At 45.1% G+C, this 11,006-nt stretch carries 9 protein-coding genes and 6 pseudogenes; 5 read left to right on the forward strand and 10 right to left on the reverse strand.

The window, feature by feature from the left end; all coding sequences use genetic code 11:
* Positions 1 to 24: 24 nt before the first annotated feature.
* The 4 genes from FTV42_RS12035 to FTV42_RS12050 all read right to left on the reverse strand — a co-directional run bounded on the left by FTV42_RS12035 (position 25) and on the right by FTV42_RS12050 (position 2,585).
* Complete coding sequence (locus FTV42_RS12035; protein ID WP_180038906.1) at positions 25 to 807, reverse strand: sulfite exporter TauE/SafE family protein; 783 nt, start codon at positions 805 to 807, stop codon at positions 25 to 27.
* A 68-nt stretch (positions 808 to 875) separates the two neighbouring features.
* Positions 876 to 1,748, reverse strand: a complete 873-nt coding sequence (locus FTV42_RS12040) for an MBL fold metallo-hydrolase (RefSeq protein WP_180038907.1) — start codon at positions 1,746 to 1,748, stop codon at positions 876 to 878.
* Between the two features lie 2 nt (positions 1,749 to 1,750).
* Entirely contained in the window at positions 1,751 to 2,167 is a 417-nt protein-coding gene (locus tag FTV42_RS12045) for a DUF6691 family protein (RefSeq protein ID WP_180038908.1), read from the reverse strand.
* Position 2,168: 1 nt separating this feature from the next.
* On the reverse strand, positions 2,169 to 2,585 hold the full coding sequence (locus FTV42_RS12050; protein WP_005251416.1) for a YeeE/YedE family protein: 417 nt from the start codon (positions 2,583 to 2,585) through the stop codon (positions 2,169 to 2,171).
* Between the two features lie 120 nt (positions 2,586 to 2,705).
* Here FTV42_RS12050 and FTV42_RS12055 point away from each other — a divergent pair, with 120 nt between their 5' ends.
* The gene (locus tag FTV42_RS12055) at positions 2,706 to 3,026 is read left to right on the forward strand and encodes a metalloregulator ArsR/SmtB family transcription factor (protein WP_180038909.1); all 321 of its coding nucleotides are present in this window, start codon (positions 2,706 to 2,708) and stop codon (positions 3,024 to 3,026) included.
* On the opposite strand, the pseudogene FTV42_RS12060 reads toward FTV42_RS12055, so the two are convergent.
* The 4 genes and pseudogenes from FTV42_RS12060 to FTV42_RS12075 all read right to left on the reverse strand — a co-directional run.
* Positions 3,023 to 3,334: pseudogene (locus tag FTV42_RS12060) on the reverse strand (DUF202 domain-containing protein). The gene FTV42_RS12055 and the pseudogene FTV42_RS12060 overlap by 4 nt on opposite strands.
* Positions 3,335 to 3,398: 64 nt before the next feature.
* Positions 3,399 to 4,139, reverse strand: a complete 741-nt coding sequence (dsbG, locus tag FTV42_RS12065; protein WP_180038910.1) for a thiol:disulfide interchange protein DsbG — start codon at positions 4,137 to 4,139, stop codon at positions 3,399 to 3,401.
* An 18-nt stretch (positions 4,140 to 4,157) separates the two neighbouring features.
* Positions 4,158 to 5,006 carry a TlpA disulfide reductase family protein gene (locus FTV42_RS12070; RefSeq protein WP_180038911.1) on the reverse strand — a complete coding sequence of 283 codons (849 nt, stop codon included), beginning with the start codon at positions 5,004 to 5,006 and terminating at the stop codon, positions 4,158 to 4,160.
* Positions 5,003 to 5,962: pseudogene (locus FTV42_RS12075) on the reverse strand (cytochrome c biogenesis protein CcdA); the annotation flags it as partial. The gene FTV42_RS12070 and the pseudogene FTV42_RS12075, both read right to left, overlap by 4 nt.
* Before the next feature lie 2 nt (positions 5,963 to 5,964).
* Between FTV42_RS12075 and FTV42_RS12080 the strand changes: the two are divergent.
* From FTV42_RS12080 to FTV42_RS12095, 4 genes and pseudogenes are all read left to right on the forward strand, one after another.
* Positions 5,965 to 6,069: pseudogene (locus tag FTV42_RS12080) on the forward strand (winged helix-turn-helix domain-containing protein); the annotation flags it as partial.
* Entirely contained in the window at positions 6,062 to 7,441 is a 1,380-nt protein-coding gene (locus tag FTV42_RS12085; protein WP_180038912.1) for an ATP-binding protein, read from the forward strand. The pseudogene FTV42_RS12080 and the gene FTV42_RS12085, both read left to right, overlap by 8 nt.
* A gap of 283 nt (positions 7,442 to 7,724) precedes the next feature.
* Positions 7,725 to 7,871, forward strand: a pseudogene (locus tag FTV42_RS17830) (IS5/IS1182 family transposase); the annotation flags it as partial.
* A 174-nt stretch (positions 7,872 to 8,045) separates the two neighbouring features.
* Positions 8,046 to 9,029: a potassium channel family protein gene (locus FTV42_RS12095; RefSeq protein WP_004280160.1), complete on the forward strand. Its 984-nt coding sequence runs from the start codon at positions 8,046 to 8,048 to the stop codon at positions 9,027 to 9,029.
* A gap of 114 nt (positions 9,030 to 9,143) precedes the next feature.
* Here FTV42_RS12095 and FTV42_RS12100 read toward each other — a convergent pair.
* Together FTV42_RS12100 and FTV42_RS12105 are read right to left on the reverse strand one after the other, a co-directional pair.
* A pseudogene (locus FTV42_RS12100) lies at positions 9,144 to 10,205 on the reverse strand (ArsO family NAD(P)H-dependent flavin-containing monooxygenase).
* A 141-nt stretch (positions 10,206 to 10,346) separates the two neighbouring features.
* A pseudogene (locus FTV42_RS12105) lies at positions 10,347 to 10,838 on the reverse strand (NAD(P)H-dependent oxidoreductase); the annotation flags it as partial.
* Positions 10,839 to 11,006 lie beyond the last annotated feature (168 nt).

Below are 11,006 nucleotides of genomic sequence, written 5' to 3' on the forward strand. Positions count from 1 at the left end.
GAGTTTAAATTTCCAACTGGCTATTTAGCCCATGAGCGCTGAATAGATTAAATACATCGCCACCCCAACCACGGTAGTGGCAAATATTTTCTGTACCTTGTTAGTGTCAATCCGCTGCATCAGACTGCGTCCAATTAACATCCCGACAATACAGGCCAGGACAAAGGTCAGCGTAACCGAAACAGGATATTGAAAGCCATCCAGCACGTGTGCAGAAATACTGACCCCACCAATCAGGAAAATAATCATCAGGGAAGTCGCAACGATACTGCGCATATCAAGGTCGGTGAATTTACGCAGAGCTGGAACAATTACAAAACCACCCCCCGCCCCCAACAGACCGGTTAATAAACCTGCCACAACACCAATACCTGCTAGGAACGAAGCAGTTTTGACATTCCAGATCAGACGACCGGTCGATTGATTGACCTTGCACGGTGCATTGCCATGATCGGTCACTTTATTAAAAAAGATCCGGTAAGCCACGATCAGCATGACCAGACTGAAAGCCAGCGTCAGCCAGACCGGAGAAACGATATCAGCCAGATGTACGCCATAACGGGCTGAAGGAATACTGATCAGCGCGATCCAGAGCGCAGCACGATAACGCACAATACGCTTGAACAAACCCTCGAACGTTCCGACCAAGGCGGACAGCGTGACTGCAAGCAATCCCACCGGCGCAGCTTGGGCCACGGTCCAACCCTGACTCGCCATCAGTGCCGGTACAGCCAGAATACCGCCACCGGCACCAGTCAAACCCAATAGCACTCCGATAACCAGCCCTTCAAGTATTAATGCCCACATCGCCCTCTCCCTTTTCCACAAAAATTATTCAATAAAGGTTGAACTTTTTGTTGAATCACGACACAAGCTTATTTGAAGTAGTTAAGAGGAAGCTTGAGGTAAGAAACACCGTTTTGTTCTGGCTCAGGAAACTGTCCTGCTTTCATATTGATCTGAATCGCCGGTAGAATCAGCTTAGGCATACTCAGTCCTGAATCCCGGTGATTTCGCATCTGAGCAAATTCAGCTTTACTGATTCCCTGATGAATATGGATATTCTGTTTTTTCTGCGTCTGTATATCAGATTCACACACATACGATTCACGTGTTTCAGGCAGATAGTCATGACATAAAAAGACCCGGGTATCTTCTGGCAACTGAAACAGGCTTTGCACCGAATCATAAAGCTGTTCTGCGCTGCCTCGCGGAAAATCACAACGTGCTGTACCATAATCTGGCATGAACAACGTATCACCCACAAAAACCGCATCGCCAATCACATAACTCAGGCAAGCAGGCGTATGTCCCGGTGTTGGAATGTTATAGGCTTTCAATGTTCCAATTTGGAACGACTCATGATCTTCAAATAAATAATCAAAGAGCTGCTGAGCATTCCATTGTTTAATATCCAGATGATAAATCGCGCCAAAAGTTTCCTGAACAATACCAATTTTCTGGCTCATGGCAATTTTGCCACCCAGTTCTTCTTTGAGATATTGCGCTGCAGTTAAATGATCAGCATGGACATGGGTTTCGAGAATCCACTCGACCGTTAAACCCTGCTCTTTAATATAGGCAATAATTTTATCGGCATGAATAGTGGATGTACTTGCTGATGCCGGATCATAATCCAGAACGCTATCAATAATGGCGCAGGCTTTGGTTGCCGGATCACGTACAACATAACTGAAGGTATTGGTATCTTCGTGAAAAAAATCTTTTACTATAGGTAAATTTGGCATCGTTAAGCTCCTGACCATTTACGGTGAATCCATACACCCACCAGCATTGCTACAATAAAATAGAGCACTTGATAGTGGCCCAAACCGATCAAAGTGAAACTTGGCGCCGGACAGATGCCGGCAATGCCCCAACCTGCACCAAATAAAACCGCACCCGTGATCAGCTTCTTATCTATCTGATTATTTTTAGGTAAATCAATAGGTTCATTAAATACTGCTTTCGGTTGCGCAGTACGTAATGCTTTCTGGAAGGGAATAAAGGCCACAGTAATCGCGCCCATCATCACAAAGGCCAGACTGGCATCCCAATCGCCAAACAGATCCAGGAAATCGAGTACTTTTTCCGGATTGGACATGCCCGATACCATCAATCCCACAGAGAACAGCGCACCAAATAAAAAGGCAAACACATTTTTCATTTTAGAATGCTCCTGTGATATGACGGATAATATAAACAGCGACAAAACCTGCAAACATAAAAGTCATGGTCGCGATGATAGAACGCTTAGACAGCCGACTAATGCCACAAATTCCGTGACCACTGGTACAGCCCGAACCCAAACGTGTCCCAAAGCCTACCAGCAGACCTGCCACAATCATCATCAATGGGCTGGCATTCAATTCGATTTCAGGTTGTACAAACAGACCATAAATAAACGGTGTAATGATCAAGCCTGATAAAAACCAGATCGCAGGCGTTTTAAATACGGTTTTTGGGTTTAATACCTGCCCAACCAAACCACTGATTCCTGCAATACGGCCATTGACATACAGATAGCCGACCACTGAAAGTCCGAGCATTAAACCGCCAATAAATGCGATGAGGAAGTCATGCATGGTGAATCAATCTCTATACAATATACTTTTTTATATTATATAATAAAAAATAATAATCAAGCAGTTTTGTGGTAAATTGTGTAAACTGCATGGGTTACATCAAAGGTTTCAAGGACATCTATGGATATGATTGCTGCAAATGCCAAAATTGATTTTTCACAGGTCGATTTCGTCAGCCAATGCCTAAAAGTTTTAGCCAATCCTGATCGTCTGAAAATCTTATGTGTCCTGGTTGACGGGGAAATGAATGTTCAGGAAATTGAAAAATCTACCGATATTCATCAACCTACACTTTCACAACAGCTGACTGTACTGCGTAAGGCCGACATGGTTGGCACCCGACGTGAGGGCAAACAGATTTTCTATCGTCTGAGTGACCCCAAGGTCTTGAGCCTGATGCAAAAGCTGTACGAGCTGTATTGCGCCCAGCCCTCTTCTTAGTGCAGCCAAAAAGAAATGATCAGAAGCAGTCCGCTAAAAGCAGTAAACAGATTTAGCCATACGGGATACTGGGTGTAATAACCTTCAATAAATTCCGGCGGTCGCAGTGATGTCAAACCCCGTCGATATTGCAGGACTGAGGCGAAATTCACCAACATACCAAATACAATCACCGCAATTCCCAACCATTGTGAATAAGCTATTTTCTGTGCATAAGTGTCTGGGTCCACCAGTTGCACTAGCAGGTTGGTTTTTTCAATCACAAAACCAAATGCAATGAATGTCAGACCACTCTGGTTTCATGCCAGAGCGGTTCATTCGAAAGCAAACAGTACCCGTGGATCATTCAAATTTGACATATCTCATCCGATCTTATTGTTCAAAAATTTCCTTGACGTCCATCGCCAGGCCTTGAGTGGATTTAAATTCACCCTGATTGTTTTTCCAAGCCATCGACGGTGTGGAGAAAAAGCCGTATTTCCCCATTAGGGCCTGGTTGGCATCAATTTTTGCAGCAATTTCGGCAGGAATCTTTTCCATTTTCTTGAGCTGCTTTTTGCCTTTATTCTTGTTTATATCATTAAAAACTGCTGCTGGATTTTTCGACATTAACAATGTGGCCACCTGGCCACGGCTTTCTTGACGGATCACACCGACCTGAATATGACGCAGCTGTATCTTACCTGATTCGACCCAAGGCCGAGCCGCCTGCCAGAATTTATAGCAATATGGGCAATTCGGATCGGAAAAAACATAGACTACCCGTGGTGCATCTGGCTTTCCATCCTGGATCCAGGTCGATTTTTCCATGGTTTTCCAGACATCGCCCAATACCGCTTTTTTCATATGCTTTTCAATCTGTTCATTGGAAAGGCTTTTCCCTTGTGCATCAAACAGTTCGCCCTTGATATAATATTTGTCATCGTTGGAGATAAATACCGTATTGGAATACTGGTCTTCATGCCCTACCCAGCCGGTCATTCCTTGCGGTGCCGGAATCTGTTTTACAAACACAAAGCCCTGTTTTTCAATATGCTGTTTAATATTTGCCTGTGTGTGCATGCTCATGATCAGGAACATGCCTGCACCAAGCACCTGGTAAATTTTGTTCATACTGAGTCCTTCCATTTTTTAAGGTTGATCTGAAATTCTATTTAAATATTGCTGCAACATAGCCGGACTGAGTTCCCCCATATGCCGCTCGACCAGCTGGCCTTGAGCATTAAAAAACAGCGTCGTTGGCAGGCCAAAACTATTCAGCTGCTGGGGTAGTTCACCATATGGGTCCAGCAGGACATGTTTAAATTGAAACTGATGTTTTCTTAAATAGGCATTTACGGTCGCTACCTCCTCACCCTGATTGAGCATGACAAAATTCACTTGAGGATGCTGCTTGGCAGCCTTTGCCAACACCGGCATTTCGCGGTGACACGGCGGACACCAGCTCGCCCACATATTAATTACCGTGGGCTGGCCAATGAATTGGCTGAGTGAAATCTTGTCTGTACCCAGACGCTCCTGTTCTAATCCAGCAAAGACTAGATCAGGAAACGCTGCTTCAGTTTTTAGACTGGACTTGAACGCGAGCCCAAGCCCGATCCAGAGTACAAAGATGATCAACAAGATGGCTTTGAATCGGGTCTGCAACTGTCTGTTTCGAATGACATACCACAAAGCACCAATCAGCACCCCTCCCCATAAATGGAAACCTTTGTCCTGGATTTTCAGTATGTCGATGGGTGCTGCAAAATACAGCTCGGCATTAAGCAGGACGAAAACAAGACGCGCACCCAGCATCCCCAGCAAAAAACTGCTCCACAGCAAATCCTGACTTTGTCCAAGCAGCTGTTTAGACCATGAATACTTTCTGGCTAATCCAAACAGCACGGCAGATAACAGCATCAAGCCAGTGGCAACAATTATGAGTGTCCAGGGCAACATCAAAGGTCCCAGATGTAGCGCATCACTTGAAATCATCATGGTTGTTCCCCTTGCAGTTGCTGCAATTTACCGAGCAAATGTGTTGCGCTAAAAGTTCCTGTCAAGCGCAACTCGCGCTGTTCCTGATGTGCGGCATTTAAAAATATAAAGGTGGGCGGACCGAGGATTTGCCATTCTTTTAGCAGCTCATCCTGACTTGGATGATAGTGGGTCAGGTCTAATTTGATACGAACCACATTTTGTAAAGCCGCTTGGATATCACTACGTGGAATCACTTCCTTTTCAATCGGTTGACAGGCCACACACCAGTCTGCATAGACATCAATCACCACCGGCTGTGCAGGATGTTTGGCTAAAACCTGTTGCAATTGTGCGGCTGTACTGACTCTCTGCCATTCAAGCCGTGATTTCACATGGGCGACCTGTACCTGACTCCAGACATGATAGAGCTGCATGCCTCCTGCATAGACCAGTAAACCACTGAGCAGCATCAGGACTATTTTCGATACAGACCGATGCACATGAGGCAGCATCTTGAACAAGAAGTAGCCTGAACAGGTGATCAGTACCACACCCAAAAGGCCCAGGTATAAAATGCCGGGCAATAATGGACGGGCGAAATACAAGGCCAGAGCCAACATGACAAAGCCAAAACTAAACTTCAGGCGATCCATCCAGATGCCAGGTTTGGGTAAAAGATGGGACCCAAATACGGCAGCAATAAATAGCGGCAAGCCCAGCCCAAGGCCTAAGACGAACAGATAACTAGCTCCCAGCATCGGTTGATTGAGCTGAGACACATAGATTAAGGCACCGGCCAACGGCGCACTCATACATGGCCCGACAATCAGTGCAGCGATCATGCCCATAAGACCGGCACCAATCAGCGTGCCACCCTTCTGCTTTTGCTGCCATTGATCCAGACGCTGTAACATGCCTTTAGGTAAGGACAGCTGAAATGCTCCAAACAGATTAAATGCGAACAAAACAAACAAAGAATGTACACATTTATCACCTGAGACAAAAACTGCATCCAGATTTAATTCAGACCATTCGTGGTGTGGGATATATTTTTAAACCGTTTGAGCAGCTTCATGTTTAGTCACAGCTTGAAATGGCGTTTGGTCATGAGTCTTTTGGCCGTGTTTATTGTGCTGTGGAGTGCAGTATTTTCATGGCTGTATATTGACCTGAAACAGCGTTTACAAGACACACTGGATCAACGCTTATCGGCATCTGCACAAATGGTTGCCCGGCTGATTCAGCAGTTACCGCTGGATAGTCTAGGGGATGCAACCTTATCCAAATTAGCCAAGAATGATGATGCAAACCAGTTAATTGCCTGTGAAGTTTCTCTTTTTAGCTCTGACATCTCGTTAGGTAATCAGGTGATTGCCAAAACACGCGGTGCCCCCCAAAATTTAAGCCGGCGACCAGAAGGATTCAGCACCTGGCAGCAGGGTGATACGGAATGGCGCAGTTATGTTCTGCGTCGTGGCGATATTCAGGTGGTGGCAGCAGAACGTATGTTCTTGAGGGATACCTTACTACAGCAGATTCTGCAGTCCGTACTGATTCCCTTGGTCTTCTCACTGCTGATCTGTATTGCCCTGATCATCTTTATTATCCGCAGACAGTTCCGGTCTTTGGATCAGCTCAGTCAATACCTGAACCAGAAAAACCTTAGCTATTCAGAGGTGGCAGATTTTTTAATGCAGCTCAAGCCTGCAAGTATTCCCCAAGAAGTACAGCCTTTTGTCAACAATTCCACGCAGTTGATTCAAAAACTCAATGACAGTCTGCAACAGGAGAAAGCCTTTAGTGCCTATGCTGCACATGAATTACGCAGTCCCCTGACTGCAATTAAAACCCATGTACAACTGGCCCAGCTGATCGGTCAGCAGCAGCACCTGCCTGAATCCATTCAGCATAATTTGCAGCAGGCCAATGAGAGTATCCGGCGTTATACGCTGTTACTCGAGCAGCTTTTATTGCTGACCCAATCAGAAAACAGTATCCAGGCAATGCCTGAGGCCATCTGGCTTCGCCCCACACTTGAGAAAGTTCTTACAGACTTAGGTACACTCTATCCAGAAATGAACAAAAAAATACAAGTAAACTGGGACAACTTGGGCGAAATTCAGCTGCCTGAATTTGTGCTGTATACCGTACTGAAAAATCTGCTTGAAAATGCCCTGCTGCATGCACAGGCTGCCCATATCTGGATTTCCATGCAGTCTGGTTGCCTAGTGATTGAAGATGATGGACAGCAACTGACAGCACAGGATATCCAACATTTAGGACAACGCTTCTGGCGCAAATCTGCTCAGCAGCACGGCCATGGTTTAGGACTGGCATTGACCGCTAACCTGTTAAAACAGTATGGCTATCAGCTCTCTTTCAATGCCCGACAGCCCTATGGGCTTCGCATTGAAATCAATTCAATACAATCGAAAACCCTAGAGATTTTTTGAAATAAAAATTCTTACTTTTCAACATCCAATAAAGATATCACCAATTCAAATCACTTCCTTTGTTTATACAAATAACTTTTTCTTCAACAAAAACCTTCTCTGTATTCTCAAGTTTATGATCAGGCAGTCACAACGCACTTTTAATTTTTAGCATAGAAACAGGTATAAAAATAATAAGACCCCTCTATGAAAACAAAAATGCCAGAGAAAAAAGATCACTTGATGCAACTAGGCCTGTCACCAATTAGCTTAAAAAAATCTAATCTGTCCTCATTATTTTTTCATGACTAAACGCTATGCATTAAGAGATGATCAGTGGGAACAGATTAAGGATCTGTTGCCCGGACGAGCAAGTACTGTTTGAGTAACTGCCAAAGACAACAGGGTATTTGTTGAAGCAGTATTGTATCGGTATCGTTCAAGTATTCCGTAGTGAGATTTACCAGAATGCTTTGGGGATTTTAGAGTCGTGCACACTCGCTTTAGCCCTAAAAATCCAGGATAATCACCACCCCACAGTTCTGATTAATTTTTTAAAAATTTCCTTTCGATGGCCGGGCTTGCGCTAAACTCAAAGCATCTTATCGCACCGTAATGCACTGTTATGGAATTCAAGGCCTGGTATAAGCTTCGCAGATTTATTTATGACAATTTGCATAATGAAGAACACGAAAGCATCTTAAGTCGCGTCATCAATATATTTCTGATTATATTGATTATTGGGAATACTGCTGCCGTTTTACTTGAATCAATCAATGACCTCTATCAATCCTATCAGCTGCTGTTTGATGCCTTTGAATTATTCTCGATCTTTATTTTTACCCTGGAATATTTATTAAGATTTTGGGCCATTGCGGAAAAAGACCCCTTTGAAGGTGCATGGAAAAACCGATGGTTATGGATCCGTAGTGGCGGTGCCATCATTGACCTGTTGGCGATTCTCCCGGCCTATATTAACTTCTTTGTGCATCTCGATTTACGCTTCCTGCGAATCCTTCGATTATTCAGATTACTCAAATTAACCCGTTATTTCGTCTCCCTGCAGATTTTATTGCGGGTGATCAAGCGCGAAAAGGGCTCATTTCAGGCGGTTATTTTTATCCTGCTGATCATGATCATCATCGCGGCGGCTGGAGTATATGTGGTTGAAAACAAGGCACAACCGGAAGTCTTTAGCTCCATCCCTGCATCCATGTGGTGGGCGGTGGTGACGCTGACCACAGTCGGCTATGGCGATGTGACACCAATCACCCCCTTAGGCCGCTTTCTAGGGGCTTTAATTACTATTTTAGGGGTGGGTCTGGCAGCGCTTCCTGCGGGTATTCTGGCAAATGGTCTGGCCAATGAGCTGAGACAGCGCAAGCACAAACTGGAATTAAGATTTCGTGAACTGCTCGATGATGCAGAAATTGACTTAATTGAAGATCAAGAAAAAATTGAAATTTTACGTAAAGAAGTCGGACTGAGCAAAGAACAAATGCAGGATATCCTGTTAGAACTTATTCATGAGCGTAAGAAAGAACAACTCGAGCAGGAAAAAAACAAATATTTCTTCTGTCCACATTGTGGGCATAAGTTACCTGATTAAATTCGAACGTCAATGCAAGCGTATCATCACGAGCATCAGACCATCGGGTATGACGCTCGTTGCAGACAGATACTATTCACTCAATCCACTCGACTGAATCAGGATCAAATCCTCTCAGGCCAAAAATGCAGCGATGTCTTCCGCTACTGCCCGAGCTGTCCGGGAAACCCCGACCAGCGTGGCCGAAGCAGCACCGGTCCATTCTCCATAGCCCACCAGCCATAAATTTGGTACCTGAACAGAGCGGCCATTCTGAACCGCAATGGTCTGGTCCGGCTGGATAATTCCGAGGCTGCTGAGGTGATTCAGCGCCGCCTTAAATCCTGTACACCAGATCACCACATCCACATGCGCTGTGCTGCCATCTTCCCAAATCACGCCATGTTCTGTAAAAGCTGAAAATGGACGCCTGCTCTGCAAAATGCCTCGCTCACGTGCATCTTTAACTGAATCGATCATGACAATATCACCCACCCCCCCAATGGGCTGCTCAATCTTTCTACCTTCCTGCTGGGCTTTCAGGAGCTCAGTCGCCCTTAAGAACAGGACACGGCCATCGACATCATCTGCCAGAAACTGCGGCGGTGTCTGGGTGATCCAAAGCGTTTCGGCCACCTGAGATACTTCTGCCAAGATTTGTGCACCAGAGTTACCGCCACCCACCACCATGACTTTCTTGGTTTTAAATAACTCAGCATTTTTATAATCTGCGGAATGCAGTTGTACGCCCTGAAAATGCTCACGGCCGGCATACTCGGGAATAAATGGTTGGCTCCATGTCCCTGTAGCGCTTACCGCCGCTTTGGCTTTCCAGGATTGTTCCCCGGCATAAACCTCTAAATACTGGCCCTTACTTTCCACGCGTTCCACACGCACCGGACGAACTACAGGAAAGTGATAGCGCTGCTCATAGGCGGTAAAATAATCGATCACCTCATTGCGGGTCGGATAGGTCTGTTCGGTCGCCGGCATCATCCAGCCTGACAGCGAACTCCAGCTATTCGGGGAGAAAAGGCGCAAGGACTCCCAGGCATGCTGCTAGGCACCTCCAGGCTGAGGCTGATCATCTAGGATGATAAACGGAATGTTCTTACGCTTTAAGAAATAAGCCGTAGACAAACCGGCCTGTCCACCACCGATGATGATCACATCAACTTCAGCTTGTAATTGAGCCAAAATATTTCCCCCCTTCTTTATTGTCATCAAATAAAAACCCAGCCTGCTTATCAGACTGGGCGTATTTCATAAAATTTTCAAGCGTTTAAATTAGCCTTCCATTGCTCAAGATACTTTTCAGTCTCTCTGATCACCTAGAATTTATAAACTACGCTGATTTACCCGTTTGGAAAGCTCTTCAGCCGATTCCTTGCGTTCCGAATAACGGTTGGTCAAATAAGCACTTTGCCCACGGGTTAGTAAAGTAAACTTATACAGTTCTTCCATCACATCGACAATCCGGTCATAGAATGCTGATGGCTTCATTCGTCCATCTTCTTCAAATTCCAGGAATGCTTTTGGAATTGAAGACTGATTTGGAATCGTGATCATCCGCATCCAACGCCCCAAAACACGCATCTGGTTCAGACTATTAAAGGACTGTGATCCCCCACTGACTTGCATCAAGGCAAGGGTTTTTCCCTGAATGGCACGAATTGCACCCCCTGCCAGAGGAATCCAGTCAATCTGCGATTTAAAGATGGAACTCATAGAACCATGGCGTTCCGGTGAACACCACACCATACCTTCAGCCCATGCCAGAAGCTCATGCAGTTCTTTTACTTTTGGATGTTCAGTATCAGCATCTTCCGGTTGAATAGCCACCGATTTTGTAGACACCTTTTAGTTAGATATGGACTGCCACCACTCTCCTAGACAAATTTCGTCTATTCTTTTTGCATAGGAGAGAACATTATGAGTGGACAACGATACACCCCAGAATTTAAAGAAGAAGCTGTTAAATTGATTACTGAACGTGGA

Origin of the sequence: Acinetobacter sp. YH16052, from assembly GCF_013417155.1 — a bacterium.
Classification (GTDB): Bacteria; Pseudomonadota; Gammaproteobacteria; order Pseudomonadales; family Moraxellaceae; genus Acinetobacter.

What these genes read in the sequence shown, in the direction of transcription:
- FTV42_RS12070 (WP_180038911.1), bottom strand. Translation starts at nt 5,006, where the DNA reads ATGATGATTTCAAGTGATGCGCTACATCTGGGACCTTTGATGTTGCCC.
- FTV42_RS12045 (WP_180038908.1), bottom strand. Translation starts at nt 2,167, where the DNA reads ATGAAAAATGTGTTTGCCTTTTTATTTGGTGCGCTGTTCTCTGTGGGA.
- FTV42_RS12040 (WP_180038907.1), bottom strand. Translation starts at nt 1,748, where the DNA reads ATGCCAAATTTACCTATAGTAAAAGATTTTTTTCACGAAGATACCAAT.
- FTV42_RS12095 (WP_004280160.1), top strand. Translation starts at nt 8,046, where the DNA reads ATGGAATTCAAGGCCTGGTATAAGCTTCGCAGATTTATTTATGACAAT.
- FTV42_RS12085 (WP_180038912.1), top strand. Translation starts at nt 6,062, where the DNA reads ATGTTTAGTCACAGCTTGAAATGGCGTTTGGTCATGAGTCTTTTGGCC.
- FTV42_RS12050 (WP_005251416.1), bottom strand. Translation starts at nt 2,585, where the DNA reads ATGCATGACTTCCTCATCGCATTTATTGGCGGTTTAATGCTCGGACTT.
- FTV42_RS12055 (WP_180038909.1), top strand. Translation starts at nt 2,706, where the DNA reads ATGGATATGATTGCTGCAAATGCCAAAATTGATTTTTCACAGGTCGAT.
- FTV42_RS12035 (WP_180038906.1), bottom strand. Translation starts at nt 807, where the DNA reads ATGTGGGCATTAATACTTGAAGGGCTGGTTATCGGAGTGCTATTGGGT.
- dsbG (WP_180038910.1), bottom strand. Translation starts at nt 4,139, where the DNA reads ATGAACAAAATTTACCAGGTGCTTGGTGCAGGCATGTTCCTGATCATG.